The sequence below is a fragment of the Endozoicomonas gorgoniicola genome (genome assembly GCF_025562715.2).
GTDB classification, from domain to species: domain Bacteria; phylum Pseudomonadota; class Gammaproteobacteria; order Pseudomonadales; family Endozoicomonadaceae; genus Endozoicomonas_A; species Endozoicomonas_A gorgoniicola.
In genome coordinates this window covers 930,781-950,924 of the sequence record NZ_JAPFCC010000001.1, presented here as the reverse complement: position 1 = coordinate 950,924, position 20,144 = coordinate 930,781, and the positions used below count along the sequence as shown (strand labels likewise).

Annotated in this window: 13 protein-coding genes; 6 read left to right on the top strand and 7 right to left on the bottom strand. The window is 48.6% G+C overall.

All coding sequences use genetic code 11. From position 1 onward, the window contains the following. Nucleotides 1-90 precede the first annotated feature (90 nt). The gene (locus NX722_RS04390; protein WP_262566889.1) at nt 91-426 is read right to left on the bottom strand and encodes a VOC family protein; all 336 of its coding nucleotides are present in this window, start codon (nt 424-426) and stop codon (nt 91-93) included. Between the two features lie 64 nt (nt 427-490). Then, nucleotides 491-1,078, bottom strand: coding sequence for a helix-turn-helix domain-containing protein (locus NX722_RS04385; RefSeq protein ID WP_262568611.1), 588 nt, complete (start codon nt 1,076-1,078; stop codon nt 491-493). A gap of 353 nt (nt 1,079-1,431) precedes the next feature. Here NX722_RS04385 and NX722_RS04380 point away from each other — a divergent pair, with 353 nt between their 5' ends. Continuing rightward, nucleotides 1,432-2,814: an alanine/glycine:cation symporter family protein gene (locus NX722_RS04380; protein WP_262566888.1), complete on the top strand. Its 1,383-nt coding sequence runs from the start codon at nt 1,432-1,434 to the stop codon at nt 2,812-2,814. A 264-nt stretch (nt 2,815-3,078) separates the two neighbouring features. Next, complete coding sequence (locus NX722_RS04375) at nt 3,079-4,866, top strand: hypothetical protein (protein WP_262566887.1); 1,788 nt, start codon at nt 3,079-3,081, stop codon at nt 4,864-4,866. Between the two features lie 60 nt (nt 4,867-4,926). Here NX722_RS04375 and NX722_RS04370 read toward each other — a convergent pair whose 3' ends face one another. The 3 genes from NX722_RS04370 to NX722_RS04360 are packed head-to-tail and all read right to left on the bottom strand — an operon-like array spanning nt 4,927 to nt 7,905. Further along, nucleotides 4,927-6,468: a sodium:solute symporter family protein gene (locus NX722_RS04370; RefSeq protein ID WP_265442332.1), complete on the bottom strand. Its 1,542-nt coding sequence runs from the start codon at nt 6,466-6,468 to the stop codon at nt 4,927-4,929. After that, nucleotides 6,435-6,659, bottom strand: a complete 225-nt coding sequence (locus tag NX722_RS04365; protein ID WP_262566885.1) for a hypothetical protein — start codon at nt 6,657-6,659, stop codon at nt 6,435-6,437. The genes NX722_RS04370 and NX722_RS04365 overlap by 34 nt, the downstream gene beginning before the upstream one ends. A gap of 58 nt (nt 6,660-6,717) precedes the next feature. Further along, entirely contained in the window at nt 6,718-7,905 is a 1,188-nt protein-coding gene (locus NX722_RS04360) for an acetate and sugar kinases/Hsc70/actin family protein (RefSeq protein ID WP_262566884.1), read from the bottom strand. A gap of 440 nt (nt 7,906-8,345) precedes the next feature. On the opposite strand from NX722_RS04360, the gene NX722_RS04355 reads away from it, so the two are divergent. Then, nucleotides 8,346-9,740 (top strand): L-serine ammonia-lyase, encoded by a 1,395-nt coding sequence (locus NX722_RS04355; RefSeq protein ID WP_262566883.1) that lies wholly within the window; start codon nt 8,346-8,348, stop codon nt 9,738-9,740. An 85-nt stretch (nt 9,741-9,825) separates the two neighbouring features. Then, nucleotides 9,826-12,753 (top strand): aminomethyl-transferring glycine dehydrogenase, encoded by a 2,928-nt coding sequence (gcvP, locus tag NX722_RS04350; RefSeq protein ID WP_262566882.1) that lies wholly within the window; start codon nt 9,826-9,828, stop codon nt 12,751-12,753. Between the two features lie 81 nt (nt 12,754-12,834). On the opposite strand, the gene NX722_RS04345 is transcribed toward gcvP, so the two are convergent. Beyond that, on the bottom strand, nt 12,835-14,478 hold the full coding sequence (locus NX722_RS04345) for a hypothetical protein (protein ID WP_262566881.1): 1,644 nt from the start codon (nt 14,476-14,478) through the stop codon (nt 12,835-12,837). A gap of 214 nt (nt 14,479-14,692) precedes the next feature. On the opposite strand from NX722_RS04345, the gene NX722_RS04340 reads away from it, so the two are divergent. Together NX722_RS04340 and NX722_RS04335 are read left to right on the top strand one after the other, a co-directional pair. After that, entirely contained in the window at nt 14,693-16,861 is a 2,169-nt protein-coding gene (locus NX722_RS04340; RefSeq protein WP_262566880.1) for a hypothetical protein, read from the top strand. 185 nt (nt 16,862-17,046) lie between these two features. Then, on the top strand, nt 17,047-18,327 hold the full coding sequence (locus NX722_RS04335) for a hypothetical protein (RefSeq protein WP_262566879.1): 1,281 nt from the start codon (nt 17,047-17,049) through the stop codon (nt 18,325-18,327). Nucleotides 18,328-18,497: 170 nt separating this feature from the next. On the opposite strand, the gene NX722_RS04330 is transcribed toward NX722_RS04335, so the two are convergent. Beyond that, complete coding sequence (locus tag NX722_RS04330) at nt 18,498-20,075, bottom strand: AbgT family transporter (protein ID WP_262566878.1); 1,578 nt, start codon at nt 20,073-20,075, stop codon at nt 18,498-18,500. Between the last annotated feature and the right edge of the window lie 69 nt (nt 20,076-20,144).

Below are 20,144 nucleotides of genomic sequence, written 5' to 3'. Positions count from 1 at the left end.
AAAGTCTTTATAACCCGTCGCCGGGCTGCAACCTTACTGAACTTCCCTCTATTGAAAATTTCAGCAACACCCTGAAATCCTGACAGCCTTTTATATTCCTGCCTCTGCAATCGTCCGGTCTACCTGCAAAAATTCTACCGGCGCACCGTTATCCTCAATAAAAGCGACCCACACCCCGGGGCTGGGACTGTTTGGTTCAATGATGACGTGCTTGTCCTTAATGGCAGCCTGCAGGTCGTCCACTTCAAAGCAGACATGAGGGACGGTCTTCACCAGCTCGGGGTAGTCGGCGTCTTCTTCAAAGCGCATCCATTCCACTCCGTAAGGGTTGCGCCCAAAGCCGCTGACATACATTTTCAGGTGAGGCAGGTGTTTCTCGTCCTTTAACTTTTCTTGGGTAGGAATACCAAGATGATGGTATTTCATGCCTTTATTCTCCTGTAGATTCTGCCCCATAGTATGGCATCACTCCCTTCAGGCTGCTTTAGAATCAGGCGGTCACCCACAACACCACAGCGTCTTCTTCACTGAGCGATACCAGCACATGTCCCATTTCGGCATCATAATAAGCGCTGTCGCCTTCATCCAGTTCAACAGGCTGGTAGAACTCGGTAAACAGCGCCAGTCGACCGCTCAATACCAGCAGAAATTCCTCCCCCTCATGCCGCACCCAGTCCTGATAGTCATCAAAAGAGCGGGCAAACACGGTGGTCCGGTAGGGAATCATGCGCTTACCCGACAACTCATCTGCCAGCAGCTCATGTTCGTAGGTCGTGGTAGGGTGCAACTGCCCTTCCCCTTTACGGGTTATGGCGCGCCTGCCAGTGGCAGAGGTTCGGGTGTCGGGCTGGGTGAACAGCTGTGGAATATCAATCCCCAATCCAGTGACCAGTTTGGTGACCGCTGCAAACGTGGGGGAAATCTGTTCATTTTCGATCTTCGACAGGGTGGAACGTGCCAGCCCGGTCAGCTTGCTGGCTTCCTCAAGGGTCAGGTTCTTGCTCTGTCGAATATCCCGAACCCGCTGCCCCAGTTGCAGAGGCTCAACAGACGCTTCTCTGTCGCCGCGCGTAACCATTACTGACTGTTTTTCGCGTTGTAAAAAATAAGCCTGCTCAGTCATTTTTATTTTTCACCTGCATGAATTGATCCAGCTTAGGAGCAACTGAAAAAGGGCAACTAAAGAAGTATCGGCAATAGTAACCAAGCCGAGCCGTGAATTAAAGGAAGACTCCCTGATTGACGACATTTGTTTCCTATATGAAACCCGCCAGACCTTATGCAGTCTGAGCCTCCGTTGAATTTTCCCACCTAATTCATTAAGTTAAAGCCACCTGCGAACGGACGATTTTTGCTGGAATTTTCACAAGGTTAGTGATGTATCTCCGGTCTGTGACGCAGCTGAACAACAAGCTAACAGCGGATAAAACCATGGAACAAATAACAAATATTGTGAACGCCATTAACGGGGTCGTCTGGGGACCGTTAATGCTTGTTCTTATTCTGGGGGTAGGGCTATTCCTGATGCTGGGTCTGCGGCTGATGCCACTGCTCAAGCTGGGAACCGGTTTCAAACTATTATGGAGTGGTCGTACACCGGCAGAAGGCGACGACAAGGCGGGGGAAATCTCACCCTTTCAGGCATTGATGACGGCCCTGTCGGCTACCGTTGGTACCGGTAATATTGCCGGCGTTGCCACTGCCGTCTTCCTTGGTGGTCCCGGAGCCCTCTTCTGGATGTGGTGTACAGCACTGGTAGGTATGGCCACCAAGTTTGCAGAAGCGGTACTGGCTGTAAAATTCCGGGAAGTAGACGACAAAGGCAACCATTATGGCGGCCCTATGTACTATATCAAAAATGGCCTGGGTTCCCGCTGGGCATGGCTCGGCACACTGTTCGCCCTGTTTGGGGCTATCGCCGGCTTTGGTATCGGTAACACGGTGCAATCCAACTCGGTCGCTGCGGCTCTGGAAGCCAACTTCAGTCTGCCAACCTGGGTAACTGGTGTAGCCCTGATGGTTCTGGTAGGCCTGGTGCTAATTGGCGGCATCCGTCGTATTGGTCAGGTCGCTGGCGCGCTGGTTCCCTTTATGGCCATTACCTATCTGTTAGCCGGGCTGGGTGTTCTGGCGATTAATGCCGCTGCCATTCCTGAAGCTCTGTCACTGGTCTTCACCTATGCCTTCTCGCCGGTTGCCGCTACCGGTGGTTTTGCCGGTGCAGCCGTGTGGGCAGCACTTCGCTTTGGTGTTGCCCGGGGTATTTTCTCCAACGAGGCTGGTCTGGGTTCTGCCCCGATTGCCCACGCTGCTGCCAAAACCAAAGACCCGGTTCGTCAGGGCATGGTTGCCATGCTGGGTACTTTTATCGATACCATTATTATCTGTACCATCACCGGCCTGGTGATTATCACCTCTGGTCTCTGGACTTCCGGTGAATCCGGTGCAGCCCTGACTTCCATGGCATTTGCCAAAGCCATGCCGGGCGTTGGTAACTACATTGTTACGTTCTCGCTGACCATCTTCGCCTTTACTACCATCCTGGGGTGGAGTTTTTACGGTGAGCGCTGCCTCGTATATCTGTTTGGCCCTCGTTCAGTGAAGCCGTACAGGGTTCTGTGGATCATAGCCCTGCCCATTGGCGCAACTCTGAACCTTAACTTCATCTGGCTGGTTGCTGATACTCTGAATGCCATGATGGCCATACCTAACCTTATCGCTCTCGTGCTGTTAAGCCCTGTAGTGTTCAGGCTGGTGCGCGACTATCTGGCAAAAGAAGCCGCCGAAAAAGAAGGCAGGAGCATCACTGAATAATTGTTGACAATACCCTTAGCAGAGCAGGCCATGAATTCTACAGAGTTCATGGCTTTCTATTTAATAAAGCAGCAACGCCAACTGTCAGGTAGCATTTTAAAAAAACAAATAATCTGAATAGCAAGAGGTTTATAAACAGCTATATTCAAGCGTTTACACACGTATACTTCAATCCTCATGAAAAGCTTCTCATTAAGTTCCTTCATAATACGAACATTGCCGTTAACTTTTTTATTTCCGTGTCTACCTGCTACAGCACAAGACATGCGCCGGGAATATACGTCAACGGTTATGACTTCAAAAGAGACTCAAACATTAAGTGATCTGTGCAATTCTTCCGTAGATAAGGAAGACAGGCTGAGCAAATCAATTCAAATAGCTGCGGCGACAGTACTAAGCAATATTCAAAAGCAATTTCCCTACAATCAGATATCCCGATGCGTCGTACTTTTTCCAGACGGAAAGCCTGTTGATGAGACGATCGAAGAATATAACCGTTTCAGACTGCCGGAAGATAAAGAGAATACGGCCTTTCTGCTGCCCGGACCCGGCGTTAAAACACTACTGCCGAATCCTGGTCAGCGAGGCGAGGGGCTAAGTATGGTTTATGCCAAGGGAACTTATCACCTTCTTCCGGATCACTGGAAAAAAAGCTATAAGGTCAAAAAAAGTATCACTCTGGAGAAAGGTCAAAAACTGATAGGTGTTCCGCTAACCCCTGAAGCAAGGCTGGCAAATGACTTCTATATTGGCCTGAAGCGTACTTCGAACCCCCATGATCTCAATGAAAACAGCCTTATCGATTCAAGTACGCCGGGAATATTGATGGCAGGGCTGTCTACTGCACCTGTTTTTTTATCGACACTGGATAAGCAAAACTCAAAGCCACTCACTTTCGACTCAGAATTAATCAGTTTCAAGCTCAATTCAGAATCATACAACCTGGACATACAGCCCGAAAAAAACATTATAAACATTTTTAACAATGAGCTGATCCAGCTGACCTGGCAAACCATCTCAGCCTCCATAAATAAATCACTTTTATATTTTGGCGAAACATCAGATAAAACCCTTTTCAATATAAAAGGTAATCGTTTTTTTTCATATAACAGCCAGTCAAATATCAAAAGTTCTGTCCTTCTCATATCAGATACTGACTCCAATAATTCTGAGTATGCCCTGAGAAACGCAACATTACTTAAGTTAGAAGGCAATCATTTTTTTGGAGAATGCAAAAGAAACCTGATTAACGGGGTCAGAACCAACAGTGAAAATTACTTTGTTCACAACAACCTGTTTGAGTGCTGGATGAATGGAAACGATGCCGCTGACTTAAACGCCCCCATTTCTGATAATTTCCGGGATTCTGACAACAGTAACCGTATTTTCCGCTATATCAGCGATAAGGATGAAAATGGATTTAAATGGTTACCGGATGCCAACTTTCTCTCTGACTCCATGCCATCAGACACAAAACATCACCGTCGAAGGTATTCCAGAGAAGCTGAGCAATCTGACAATAAAAAATCTGACAATAAAAAATCTGACTCCTTGTCTAATAAGAATAAACCCAGTACCGCCGCTTATATTGGCCTGGGCATTTCAGTATTTGCATTAGGTGTAGCCGGCATTGTTCTGACTTGTAACTTTTTGACCCAGAGGCAAGTTCGAGAATTACGCTCTCAGCTTAACGACTTGTACCGGCAACAACGTACTCCTCAACCCCAGAGACAAATGAGTCAACACACATACCATTTATTGCCAACTCAACAACCAGGTTTTCCCGGTCAAGGGTGCCAGTCAGTTACACTTCAACCACAGGTACATGCACCCCGGGTTCAGGCATATACACCTCATCGTTTGCTACCTGTTGCCGAAGCGCCTGTAACCACTAACCAGGGGGCATCTACATCTACATCCACGCCCACGGAGGCTCGTTCGCCTGAGGCCAGATTTTGCATTGAGACGAAAAAAGCTTACTTTACGACAAAACAAGATTATGACAAATATGTAAAAGAGTGTGCTGACGAGAGTGACCAAATAGACGAATGACGGCGAACATGCTCTCCACCTTCTTCCCTCAGCAAGGAACGACGGTGTTAGTATATTTCACTATTCATTCTTTTTTTGGCTGCCTCTGGAACCACGGTTGTTTGCACTCATGGGATAAGCACTCTTAGTCCATAAAGCTAATGACCTTTTCTTTGCCACCAGAACAATGACAAAGTGATGCATAAAAATACCGGCAACGTTGGCGGCCAAAGCCACCATGCCGTTATTAATGCCATAAACAGAGCGAACCCCCAGAACCAGCTCGGTGACCAGCACCACCAGACCTGCAACCAGCCCCAGAAAAACAGAAGACGCCCTGAGTGAGGGTCTGTGCAGTGCCAGTGCAAAACCCGGAAAACACTGCACCAGCAATTCCAGCTTGAGTTCAAGCAGGTGCCACAGGGTAATATCCCGGTAAAGCGCTGCAAGAGAACAGAGCATCATGACCACAACCGCAATCAGATAGTCCTGTCGAAGATCGGTTCGAACAGAAGCTTGAGTAAAGTCGTGTTTGATAATGGACACCAGCGACAGCAGTACCGAGTCAGCCGTTGACATAATGGCTGCCATCACCGCCATCAGCACCAGAGAGGCTGCGAAATAGTTAACAGCGCTGCTGTCAGCCCACTCTTTTAACACCACAGTCAACACCTGGTCGACATTGATATTGGCCCCACCAAGCAGTGACAGAGACGACCAGCCTGCGAAAATAAGAACCACTCCGCAGATGACAAGAAACATGTTGGACAGCGCCAGTGAACGGTAAAGTACCCGGGTGGATGACGCCGCAAAAACACGCTGCAGCCCCTGCGGGTAAACACAGACAGCCAATCCTCCCATTAGCATAAGGCTGAACCAGCGAGCCTGAAAGGTGTAATCGGGAACCCTGGCACTCTCAGGTCTGTACTCAGTGACGCCGGCAACGATTTGCTGTAAACCACCAAAGTTGCTGGTGATCCAGTAGCACAGGCTGACAATTCCAACAATGGTCACCAACCCCTGAATCACATCGGTCCAGGCCACAGCGCGCAAACCACCTACCGAGTCATAGAGCAGAATAACCAGACCAAACAGCGGGACAGCCATGCTGTAGGGAAGCTTGCTGTCCGTCAGCACTACCATGATTTCGCCCGCCGCTTTGAGTTGAGCAAACAGATAGTTGGCCAGACAGAGGCAGAAGCAGAGCGTGAGCAGTTGCCTCAAAGGGGCTGCCCACGGCTGGGCAGCGAACCGAAACCGAATCCAGTCTCCGGGGGTAACAAAATGGTTAGCCAGAGCAACCGGTCTCAGCCCGGGAACAATCCAGCGATAACTGACGCTGATGGTGGCCCATAACCCCATTGCCATGATCCAGTGATAACCAAGCAGATAGGCCTGTCCGGTGTTGGCCAGCAACGTATGGCCACTGGCTATGGTGGCAAAGAGCGTCAGGGACAACACAAACAGCCCCAGAGAACGGCCAGCCAGATAATGATCCGATGCCGTATGCCTGGTGCTGGATTTTTTCGCTTTCAGACACACCGGTATAAGTAGCAGGAAATAAGCGATAACCAGTGTTAGCTGAAGCGTCATTCCGTCGCGCTCTCGGCAAACCACAGCCATACGTTGATGCCGGTTGCAATGGCATAACACAGAAGTGCTGTAAGTACCCAGTCAGGAAAACCTTCAAAGGTATAGGCAAACTGCCCGGGAGTTCTATACCAGGGAATGGATATAAAAAACAGGGAGTACATGCCGGACTTCAGGAGAGTCTGAAAAATTTGCCCGCGCTTGCGTCTTAACATCACACTCACTCAATTAAGCTGGAAATAAACTCCCCCACCCCGGGTGCCGGGGTTTGGCGCCAAAGGCCTACAGGTCAGTATGAGTATTCTCTTTTGGATTAGAAGAAGTAGTGACAAAAGGGGTAAGCACAACACCTAATGGCCAGTTTAAGTTATAGGAAACAGTTGAAGCCGTTTTAACAGGGAGACCTGCAAAATCCAACCGATACCCAAGTGTTAACAAGTCCTCCTCCAGAGCTGAATCAAAGCAGATATGCCATATAAAAGGTGATGCCACATAGGAAGTTTTCCCAGCCTTTAAGTCCATCCAGGATTGTTTGCAAAAGTCCTCACCCTGCTTGCCCAGATTTTTAATGGAATAGTTCTTCGTGATTCTTAGCTCTGATGCTGTATAGTCATACCCTGAGATGAGAAGAAAGCTGTGCGTATTTCTGACAGGGTGTAATTTAGTGTAGTTGTTAAGTTTTTGCACATCTGTAATCAGCGGCATAATTGCCTTACTGCAGGCATCAAAATCACCTGTTCCTTTTTTACCATCAGGTAAAGTGAAGCCTACAGGGAAACATGCTTCCTGATTCAGGTACTGGCTCATTGCCAGATTAAGCCCTAAGCCTAAAAAGCTTTCTGTATTAAGTTTGTAAGTTTTTCTGTTTATTTCAACAGTAAAGTCCTCTTTATCATTCACTTCATAAGCAATCTGCGTAGACGCACCGCCCATATCGAGAACGCCTTGTGTGTCTCCCTGTAATTTAAATAAATTGTTGACATAATTTAATGCCAGCCAGGCATACAGAGCCTCTTTCCGGCCTGGTATTGTTTCTACGTCAATGTCTGATGAAGGAAATTCTGCTTTTAACCATTTTTTCACTTGCTCATTCAGGGATGCTCTTATATCAGGATTGATTTGTCGCATACCAGCGGTTGAATAAAAATAAATATTACTAATATTGTCTTTGTTGACTGAGCCAAACAGATTCTCCAGATAGGTATCCAGATTATTTGCATCTACGTCTTGAATCCCTCCTTTTTGTTTGCTTGACGTTTCCTTTTCAATAACAGGAATCCCGGTATCAGGATCAGGTGAATATTCATAGATATAGAGCCTTGAACCGGTACTGCCCGCATCCACTACCGCAATCTTCTTCTCCGCACCAAAACTATAATCTGCCATTACTATTGAACACGTCATTGCAAAGATACTGACGAACTTACCTGACAACATAACATCACACCATGCTTTTTTGGTTGGTAACACCCGCCATTGAAACCTGGTAAAGCACTTTCTCCGGGGAGACTCAAGGAGCGTGTCGGACAGGCTCCGGAGCAGAGTGAATATCAAATGTCTGATACCCCAAACAACAGGGCATTGATATTGATTAACAAAGCGACAACTTAAGCAATGACGGAATAAAAATTGAACAACATGGAATCAGTGATATTAGCAGAGCTTCGGCAGCATGAAGGTACTGTATTTTAATTTTTTTAGCCCAGGTGACCTGAGTCATATTTCCGGGTGTTTCCTATAAGAAACATTCATCTTGATATGAAACAGAACGATTGTTACCCTTCCAGCATACTTTCCCAACCCGGTTGACCGATGCAACCGGTGTTCGCAAACAGCTGCCAATGCCTTCATAATAAAACAGCCATGAGCTGCATGATAAAAAGTCAGTAGAACCGGATGGAGTGAACCCCATGGGCCTGAGTATCTTTGACCTGTTCAAAATTGGCGTAGGGCCCTCCTCATCCCACACAGTGGGGCCGATGGTGGCTGCCAACCGCTTTCTTGGCGAACTGTCAGACAAACAGTTGCTGAATCAGGTCGACAGTATCAAGATCGACCTGTTCGGCGCACTGGCGATGACGGGGTCCGGCCATGCGACCGATACAGCCATACTTCTGGGCTTACTGGGTGAGCAGCCTGACCGCCTTGATCCGGACAAAGCACCAGAGTTACTCAGAACCATAAAAGACTCAGGGCAGATTCACCTTGCCGGACAACACCCCGTTGCCTTCCGTCAGGAACAACACCTGCAGTTTCACTTCGGGCAGTCGTTACCAGCCCATCCCAATGGTATGACCCTGACCGTCAGAGACCATGCTGGCATTGTTCTTCATAACAATAACTACTACTCCGTCGGGGGCGGCTTTGTACTGGATGAGCAGGAAGCCAGTACAGCCCAGACCCGACCCACCAGCCCCCGAACCATTCCCTACCCCTTCGACAATGGCAGAGAACTTCTGCAACGCTGTGAAGACAATAACCTGACTATTGCCGAAGTGGTGATGGCGAATGAACGCCACCTCGCCCGCTACCCCGATATTGAGCAGCAGATTCTGCATATCTGGAACGTTATGGCGCAATGCATTGACCGGGGCTGCGCAAAGGACGGGGAACTGCCGGGTGGGTTGCATGTCGTCCGTCGAGCCCACGGCCTGCATCAGAAGCTGCTCAACCGTAAGGCTCACCAGAAAGATCAGCTGGAGCTGATGGACTGGGTCAGCCTGTTTGCCCTGGCCGTTAATGAAGAAAATGCCATGGGTGGTCGTGTCGTCACAGCCCCCACCAACGGTGCCGCCGGAGTAATTCCTGCGGTTCTGGCCTACTACGTGCGTTTTGTAGACAGCGGCGATGAACAGAACACCGTTGAAGAGAGCATAGTCACTTTTATCGCAACAGCTGCGGCTATTGGAATGCTTTATAAAAAAAACGCTTCCATCTCAGCCGCTGAAGTCGGCTGTCAGGGAGAGATCGGCGTAGCCTGCTCCATGGCGGCCGGAGGTTTGTGTGCAATACTGGGCGGCTCACCATTACAGATTGAGAACGCGGCAGAAATCGGTATGGAACACAACCTGGGGCTAACCTGTGATCCTGTTGGCGGGCTGGTTCAGGTTCCCTGTATCGAACGAAATACCATGGGTGCGGTCAAGGCAATCAATGCCGCCCGGCTGGCTCTGATTGGTACCGGAGAGCACCGGGTATCACTGGACGACGTCATTGAAACCATGCACCAGACCGGGCTGGACATGCAGGACAAGTACAAAGAAACAGCCACCGGTGGGCTGGCTGTTAATGTAGTGATGTGCTGACCTCCGGGGACAATAACATTTAACCATCCACGACTGAGTCATCTCCGTAAAATGTTCGGATGACTGCTAGAAGAAAGGTAGAAACATGGCCGTTGAAAAACAGGCACTTGAGCAACTGGAGCATAACAATGCATTTACCGGACGCCACATTGGCCCGGATACTAAAGAGCAACAGGCTATGTTGAACCTGCTGGACGCAGACTCGGTGGAAGCGCTGATTAAAGATACCGTCCCCGGGGCTATCCATATGCAGCAGCCCCTGAACGTCAGCGACAGCAAGACTGAGCAGCAGGCGCTCGCTCACCTGCGCTCTCTTGCAGACCAGAACAGGGTGTTCAAATCGTACATTGGCATGGGTTACCACAACACACATGTGCCGCCTGTTATTCAACGTAATGTGCTGGAAAACCCTGGCTGGTACACGGCTTACACGCCTTACCAGCCAGAAGTATCCCAGGGGCGTCTGGAAGCCCTGCTGAACTATCAGCAAATGGTCATGGATCTGACCGGCATGGAAGTCGCCAACGCTTCGCTTCTGGATGAGTCAACGGCAGCCGCTGAAGCCATGGCACTGTGCCGGAGGTCAAATCGCAGCAAACATTCCGTTTTCTTTGTTGCCGATGACGTTCATCCCCAAACCATCGAAGTGATTCAGACCCGCGCGGCAAATATGGGGATTCAGGTGGTGGTCGGCAACCCATATACCGACCTTGATCAGCACGACATCTTTGGCATACAGCTGCAATACCCCGGTACCTATGGCGAAATAGGCGACATTGCCAGCATTATTAAACAGGCCCGACAGCAGCAAGCCATGGTATCGGTGGCTGCAGACCTGCTGGCATTGGTGATACTGAAGTCACCGGGTGAACTGGGTGCCGATATTGCGCTTGGCAACACCCAGCGCTTTGGGGTTCCCATGGGATTTGGTGGCCCGCATGCTGCCTACTTTGCCACCAGCGCCAGGCTGAAGCGCTCCATTCCCGGCCGGATTATTGGCGTTTCGGTGGACAGCCGTGGCAATCAGGCGTTGCGTATGGCGATGCAGACCCGTGAGCAACATATACGACGGGAAAAGGCAACGTCCAATATCTGTACTGCCCAGGCTCTGCTGGCCAATATGGCAGGCTTTTATGCAACTTATCACGGTGCCAGAGGGCTGAAGGTTATTGCCGAACGCGTGCATCGCCTGACCACTATTCTGGCCAAAGGACTGACCACTTTCGGGATACACTGTAATACCTCATACTTTGACACACTGACCATCCGGGTCGGTAGCGATCAGAGTACTGTCTATAAAAAAGCCCTGGATTCAGGCTGCAACCTGCGAAGGGTAGGCAATGATCAGCTGGGCATCAGTCTGGACGAAACCACCACCCGCGAAGATATCAGTCAGTTGTTTGATATTATCCTGGGCGCAGGCAACGATCTTGATATCGAGCAGCTTGATATCGAACAACTTGATATCAAACAGCTTGATATCAAACAAGTGGATGCCCAGATAAACGCCTCTGGTATTCAACCGGAACAGCGTCGCAACGATGCCATTCTGACTCACCCGACCTTCAGCCTATACCACTCAGAAACGAATATGCTGCGTTACCTGAAACAGCTGGAGAACAAGGACTACTCCCTGACCCATGGCATGATTCCGCTGGGTTCCTGCACCATGAAACTGAATGCCTCGGCTGAAATGTTGCCGGTTTCATGGCCGGAGTTTGCCAATATTCACCCTTTTGCCCCAAGGGATCAGGTGCAGGGTTATATGACCATGATCCGGGAACTGGAACAGGACCTGGTCAATATTACCGGCTATGATGCGCTGTCGATGCAGCCAAACTCTGGCGCCCAGGGTGAATATGCGGGCCTGCTGGCGATACGCAACTATCAGAAAGCCAATGGACAGGCACATCGCAATATCTGCCTGATTCCATCCTCTGCCCACGGCACCAACCCGGCTTCTGCCGCCATGTCAGGACTGGAAGTGGTGATTGTTGAGTGCGACAGTAACGGCAATGTCGATGTTAACGACCTGCGAGCCAAAGCAGAACAATACAGTGAACAACTGTCTGCCCTGATGATCACCTACCCGTCGACCCACGGCGTCTTCGAAGAAGAAGTTCGTACTATCTGCTCGATTATTCATGAACACGGCGGACAGGTTTATATGGACGGCGCCAATATGAACGCCCTGGTTGGCATTGCCCAGCCCGGACAGTTTGGTTCTGACGTCTCGCACCTGAACCTTCATAAAACCTTCGCCATTCCACACGGTGGCGGTGGTCCCGGCATGGGGCCGATTGGCGTTAAACAACATCTGGCACCTTATCTGCCCAACCATCGTGTCAGCCCTGTAAAAGGAGAACATGAAGGCACAGGAGCCGTGGCAGCAGCGCCGTTTGGCAGTTCATCCATTCTTCCAATCAGCTGGATGTATATAAAGATGCTGGGACACACCGGTTTGAAAAAATCGTCAGAAGTCGCCATTCTCAGCGCCAACTACATTGCCGGGCGATTGTCAGAGCATTACAACGTACTTTACCGTGGGCGTAATAATCGTGTTGCCCATGAGTGCATTATTGATATTCGCCCGATTAAAGACGTCAGTGGCATTACAGAGGAAGACATTGCCAAACGACTGATGGATTATGGTTTTCATGCACCCACCATGTCCTTTCCTGTGGCAGGTACCCTGATGATTGAACCGACTGAGTCCGAATCCAAGGCAGAAATTGACCGCTTTGTCGATGCTCTGATTGCCATTCGTCAGGAGGTCAGAAAAGTCGAGAACGGAGAGTGGCCAGTGGATAACAACCCGCTGGTTCATGCCCCACATACTCTGGCCGACCTGGCTGATTCCGGCTGGGATCGCCCCTATTCAAGAGAAGACGCTGTATTCCCCGCCGGTATTCAGGCGGGAAAATACTGGCCTGCCGTAAACCGGGTCGATAACGCTTTCGGTGACAGGCATTTTGTCTGCAGCTGCCCTCCGACGGACGTTTACAGATGCTAATCTGATAAGCCAGAAATATTCGATTTCAAATCAAGGTTTAAAAGCCACAGCCCAGAAAAAGGCTGTGGCTGTTTTTTATGGTTAAAGGGCAGAGCTGCATATAGTGTTATCACAGTCATCAGCCGTTTCATTGGTTATCCGTTGAAAGACATCCATGGGTATGTATATTTCGTCCTGACAAACCGATGGCTGTGCTGCCTGTTCAGAGGCTGGTTCATGCCTGTTACTTCTGCCAGTGTTGGGCGAGGCTGGAGAGTTGCGCCAGAGCGACAGGGAGACGGGAGTCCACGGCCTGGCCCAGGTGTAATGGTTAGTGTACCAATTGCTGATATCATTCAGGCTCTGGGGGAGCCATGACAGCTGTTCTTCCTGTTGTTCATTAGTTAAGTTATTGCTTATGTAAACTGTCAACAGGAAGTTTATAACGGTAATACGGTTGTAACTTTCCATGTTGAAATAGCTGAAATCAAAAGAAAGAGGTTGTGGGTATCTCAGATTGCGTAAGAAGTTAAGGATACGGGCGTAATTCTCTTCTACCGGCACAGTCCGGTGTTCGTTATTCGGCCTTGTGACTACTGTGGAGCTGACCATAAAGTAACGCCGGGTGGAGTTGCGCCGGAGGTTGTCGTTATTGTTCTGGATGTCGTTATTGTTCGGTATATTGGTGCGGACGCCCAGTAAATTGAAAAATCTTAACCTCGTCAGAAGATCCCTGAAACTTCTCATGCCTGTGCTTTGTGGCTGAAACCCGAATGGTTCCCGGTCAACCAGATTGTCGTTTGAGAAGATACGGTGCAGGCCGTGCATGGGGAGTAAATAGTCCTTGTACAGAGGGCGGCTGTGCGCAAAATTGAGCAACTCAGTGCGCTCCAGCCTCATGGAAACCGGAGCGGAATAGCCAAACTGAAAATGGACGGTACCGGTGCCTTCCCATTCAGCTTCCCCTAATCGTTGCAAAACGGTAGAGAGTTGCCGGTTGAGCCTTCTTGCCGAAGGTGAGCCTGTAAGTCTTGAGTCGGGCAGGCTTATTATTACAGAGACTGTTCGCTCGTCAGGGTGTCGCATGCCCTGAGGGCGGCGTCGCCATGCAGTGATAATGCCTTGACTCTGAAGCTCGCTTGCAAGGGTTTCCAGAATTCTTCTTATCGAGGAATTTGATTCTGAATCGTCGGGGGTGATATGGACATACAGGTCACGCTGATTCCCACCCGGGTTATGGCACTCTATATGGGTAGGATTCGGACCATTATGAGCAATCTCTTCGAGTCTGTAGTGGGTAAGCAGGTATTCAATCCGGTGCAGCGCGAGAAACACGGCTCTGTCCAGCTCGTACTCCGGGTAAGACATGCTGCCATGATTAAAGGCTTCCAAATATTTAGTTACCTCATCCCTCAGGTGCAATTCCGGTCCGCCGGCAATAGTGAATACGTAGTGTCCCCGTGTAGCTGATCTGGATACACTTTCCACGGTGTACCTGCGGCCTGGCAGAATGGTCAGTGAAGAAAAGGATGAGAAAGCAGAGAAACCCTGCAACCTGTCTATGGAGGGACTAATTTCCCAGCCATCGGCAAACGCCAGGGTTTCAATGAAAAAGCTTACCCTGTTGCCTGTGGAGTCTGTGTAAGTAACCTTGAATAAAAAGGCGTAAACCTCGCCGGGAGTGATACTGCCCAAAATCAGCCATATCGAGAAGATTATTTTTATCTGCCTTAATCGTGGGGCCATAAATACTACTCATTTAAAGGCGAGTACTTCGTTATGGATGTTGGGTACCGTTTTACTCTACCCAACCTACTGTAGACGTTAACTATATAGACGCAATGCTTTTGGTCGGGTACTGAGTATTTGCTGCAGGCAGTTAACGCCGTTAACACAAACCCTGGAAGTAACCGCTCTATCTATACTCCACGTATGACTTAAGAGCAGCCAGGGGGCAAGGATGTCCGGGATCAAAGGGTTTGGTAAACGCGGGAGCTATGATCTGCCCGGAGCATCTCCTGAAAAAGCCAAAACCACCAGCGAAAAGCAGGAAACTCCAGAAAAAAGTAGCAAAACAGGCAAAAAAAACGGAAGACGGATTTTCAGCTTCCTGCCTTTTATGAGAAAAAAAGCCAAACCTGTCGAAAAGCCAGATACATTCCGCCCTCTGGATGACAGGTCAATAAAACCAAACACACCCTCCAGAAACGTTCACACTGCCGAAGACAGCCCCGGTATGACGCCGGGAATTATTGAAGCAATAGAAGGGTTTGGTGAGGTCGCTTCACTGGCAGGAGACGCCGGAGACATCTCAGCTCTGACAGAAAGCTCCAAAGGCGTTGCAGCCTCGGCGAATTCAGGGCGTATCGTCGCAGGGACTCATGCATTTTCAGACGGAGTTAAATCAGAGTTTTCAGAGATTCAACAAAGTGCGGTTAACCAGCTGACCCCGGAAGACCTTGCGGCTTTTCAGCAGGAAGGGGTTTCAGCTGATGACATTGAGTCGGTATTTACACACGCGGAAGAACAGTTTTTTGACCAGCTGGGTACACACGATCTTGATCAGTTCACTTCACAGGATTATGAGGCTCTGCAAACCGACTACAGTACTGTTCAGGAAAGCACCCTGTCAGAATCTGAAATAACTGATGGCACAGTCAAACACTCAGTAGAGCATTCAGGAGTCACTGAGTACATTGAAGGGCTGCTGGACCCGGTCAGTGTCGGCATTGATGTTGGCGTAGGAATTGTTTCACACAGCATCACCCTCGGGCTTAATTTACATAAGCTTTCAAAACTCAGGCAAAGAAAAGAAGCGTTTGAGGCGTGCGGAAAACTGGTTGAGAACTGGAAATCGGTTCCTTCCGGGGAGACTGAGCAAATTTCCGTACAGGATATGAAAGATTATGCACTGATCGCCAGGCTGAGAGGAGATGAAAGCGACAGCAATCCTTTGCTCACAATACTTGGTGAACAGAATTGCCATTATGGCAATGACCAGCAAATCCTTGCATTAACAGACCAGGTGATAAAGCTGACTGAAAAACGGAAAGACAGCACCAGTCAGGACGTCAACAGACGTTTAATCGCCTGGAAAAGTGAGTTTAATAAAAGAACAGCCCACTTTGAAAAAAGGCTTAAGGAAGGCTCTGCTGACAAGGAAAGCACTCCGCTGAAGGCTGCTCACCAGTCGAAAAAGATGATGGCTCTGTTAAATGATATTATGAAACCGGTTGGCGTTAAGGTCGACTACTCTACCCCTCTGAAGAAAGGCAAGTCTGCCCTGGCCTCAAAGCACAAACTGGTCATTAATGAAAACCAGTTGCACCGTTATCTAAAGAAAGCCGAACAGCTTCCTTACAAGTCTGATGTCCAAAATTATATTACGGATTACTCAGGCTACACCGATACGCTTGAAGCATTTTCCAGCTATGAAGGCCGGAAAATAAAACATCAAAAAAGTCAGACCCGGTGGACGGTAGGAACAATGGTAACGTCTGCTATCCCAGTTCTGAAGGCCGACTATATGGTTCGCAGTGCAAGGGAGTTTAAAGAGCGGAACTACCGGAGAAAAAATAATGATATTCTCGATGCCAAACTGTCCTGGCTGGGCGGGTTTGTTAACAGGAATTTTGCCATCATAGAGGCAAAACCTTCTCTTAAAAATGCCCTGGAAGTGGCTGTAAAAGTGATCAGTGCGAAAAAAGACCGAACTCTGGTAAAATCTGAGGCTGCCGCAGCCAATAGCGCGATTGACGCGACCGGTGCTGTTGCCGGTACAGCGGCAGCAACGGCAGCTCCGGGGATCGGAAGCCTGGTTGCCGACTCTCTTGTCGGTGGCGCAAGATTAGGGGTAACGGTTAAATCTGCTTTTAAGAGGCGGAGCGTCGATAAAAGACATCAACAGTTTGGTCGAATTGAAACCGGTGTCTATTCGGAACTCAAAAAAGTTCATAACAACACTCCGGAAGGGATAGAAGGCGATGCGGAAAGAGAAGCAATCAAAGAGGTCGCAGTACAGCTTTTCGATGTCTCTGACGAACAGGTAGACCTGTTATTTTCCCAGCCTGACAGCCGGGACCTGGTCTCTCAGAAAGGTATTATCCGTCTGCGGTTTAATAATTTGTAGCAATTAATATCTGACCTGACACTCTCCGGTCCATTGTCGTTCATACCGTCAGGTCAGATTCTGACAATTTGCTTTTCCCTGCTGATCACTTTGCCTGATCGTTACTGATTCATGTCATGTATTTTGATGGGTTATTTGTGCAATAAATTATTCTCTTCTATTCTGGGCTGAAGTTTTTCTATGATATGAGTTTGCAGATGAAAGCTTTCTCTTTCTTTAGGTTTATCGCAAAAACCCTGGTTCCCTTATTCTTCAGTTCGCTGGTCTTTTCTGACTGTATAGACCCGCAACTCATGATTCCTAAAGGTCCTTATTCTTCAAAAAAATGCGATGAAAATATATGTTATCAAGCACACTTTTCTTATTCTCCGGAAACAGACTTACTTTCCGCTGTTTTTCTGGAAAAAACAGTGACCAATAAAAATGGCAGTATTGATAAAACAATGTGGCATCCGATCAGGAATGATTCGATAAAAAACGACACATCCGAACAGGCTATTCAAACCCAGGAGCTTGAAACAGAGCTTATAGAACTGGGAACGAATAACAGCGATGAAGCTGAAGTCATTGATCTTTCACAAATCATAACGAATCATAATCTTTCCTTAAACAATGCCTGTGATTACATTGATAAAGGTTTTACCATTGATTTAAAAGTATTTGATGTTGAGCATGCTGGTTTTATGCTCCTCCCTCCGGCAGAGAAGTTATCAACGCTCCAGGTGTCACCGGTCAATGATGCATCCCTGTTTACTTTTTACATCAATAGTATCGCTGGTGCTTCTTATCCGGGACGCTTTATGCGCTCCTGTAGCCACCAGGCCTATTTTAAAACTTCTGATATTTTAACCGCCCAATGTGGAAGCGTTAAAACCATTTTCCCATATTTCAGGTATTTGCTGGTAGATAACCTGAATGCAATGAATAACAATTATGATCTGAAGAGTGTTGGTGGTGTTCTGAAAGTTGTGAAGCAAGATGGCTTATCAGTTACTGCAATTAATACTCGTAGCTCTATCATTTCGCTATGTGAGTCTGAAGATATGGATAAAATTAATACAAATTTTGGCCTGTTTTGTGATGCCAGTTCCAAGTACAGCACTTTTCTGGAATCCCTGAAAAAAAATAATAATTATAAGGTTATTATTGATGACAGTACGAGAGACTTCGCAGTGATTATCAAGACACACGAGATACATTCTCCTGCGATTATGACCGGTGTCAGCCAGTGCTTTAAAAACCATCTAAACCTTGATTATTATCAACACTCTAATCAGCTATATTGCACACCTTTAGCAACCCCGGCTTCAGCAGCAAACAGAGCCCCTGAAGCAGGCGATGAGTCCTCAATCACTCCCACCACTGATGACAGTATTCCTTACACCATCATTAAAAAGCTTGTATATGCTTTTATTGATTTAGCCATGTTTTTTACCAGCAACCATAAATCATCAACCTCTCAATAGTGATCCACTACGATAATATGAGTCTGCAGGGTGGCTGGGTTAATGAAACTGACGACGCAGGACTGGCAACGGATTCAAAAAGCAGATCAATGAAGCAAAAAAAACGGGCAGAATCATAGCTGCCCGTTTTTTATAAAGCGACCGTGTCGCTCAACTGTAACCAGTAAAAGTTACATATACATCACCGCACCCGGACCCAGAGGCAGGTTCAGCAGACTCCAGACAATAAACATCACTATCCAGCCACCCAGGAAGAAGAAGGTGTATGGCATCATCATAGAGATCACCGTACCCATACCAATCTTGGGACCATTCTCTTCCTGGTAGCGAGCGGCAAAGCTGGCAATAATCGGGAAGTAAGTCATCAGCGGGGTAATGATATTGGTAGTAGAGTCACCAATGCGGTAAGCCACCTGAGTGTATTCCGGAGTAAAGCCCAGCTGCATAAACATTGGGATAAACACGGGTGCCATAATCAGCCACTTGGAGCTGGCACCACCCATAAACAGGTTAACAATCGCAGACAGAACCACCATAGCTACCGCCAGGGGCAGGCCGGTAAAACCGATGTTCTGCAACAGTTCAGCACCGGACACCGCAGCCACGATACCCAGGTTGGAGTAGGTGAAGTAAGACACGAACTGGGCAGAGACGAAGATGATCACCAGTACGCTGGCCATGGTAGACATGGACTTCACCATGCCTGTCACAACGCCTTCAGCACTGTCAAAGGTTTTAGAGGCAAAACCGTAAGCTGCCCCCGGTATCAGGAACGCTGCGGTCAGAATCAGAATAATGGACTGCATAAACGGTGAGTTACCCAGAATCTGTCCGGTGGCCTGATCACGCAGTGGCGCAGATTCAGGAATGATCAGGGCGCACAGCAGAGCGATCAGGGCAATGAAAGACCACTTGGCACTCTTCAGTCCTGCCAGTTCCTCAGGTGTCATGGCCTCTGCCTTTTCACCCATGTCACCACCGTAAGTACCCAGGCGAGGCTCAACAATCCTGTCAGTAACAATAGTACCCAGAACCGTGATCAGGAGCGTGGACACCAGCATAAAGTAGTAGTTTGCGACCGGGGTAACCATGTAAGTCGGATCCATGATGCGCGCCGCTTCTGTTGAGATTCCTCCCAGCAACGGATCAGTAGAACTGATGACCAGGTTGGCAGAAAAGCCGCCGGATACACCGGCAAACGCTGCCGCAATACCCGCCAGGGGGTGACGACCAAAGCTCATGAAGACAATGGCACCCAGAGGCACCAGCACAACATAACCCGCATCAGATGCAATGTTGGACATAATACCGGCAAACACCAGAATAGGCGTCAGCAGACTTTTAGGGGTTGCCAGCACCAGGCGCTTCAACATAGCACTGATCAGGCCGGAGTGTTCAGCTACACCAACACCCAGCATTGCCACCAGAATAGTACCCAGCGCAGCGTGGCCTGTGAAAGCATTGATAGCGTTGGTAAAGATAAAGCGGACACCATCTGCGGTCAGCAGGCTCTTGATGGCCACCGTTGTAGGCACCAGTTCACCAGTGACACGATCCATGGCGTCGTAGGTAACGGATACGCCAATAAGGCTCAGCACCGCAGAAAGTACAACTGTACCGACGGCAAAATAGAAGAACATGATAATTGGATGAGGAAGCGCGTTACCACCACGCTCAACAATATCCAGGAAGCGCTGAAGTGCTCCTTTCTGACCCACAGACGGGCTCGAACTCACTGCAGTGTTCATGAAAGATTCCTTATATGAGGGAAATATCACCCTGTTCGTATGAATACTTCTCCGGCTCAGCCAGCCGTT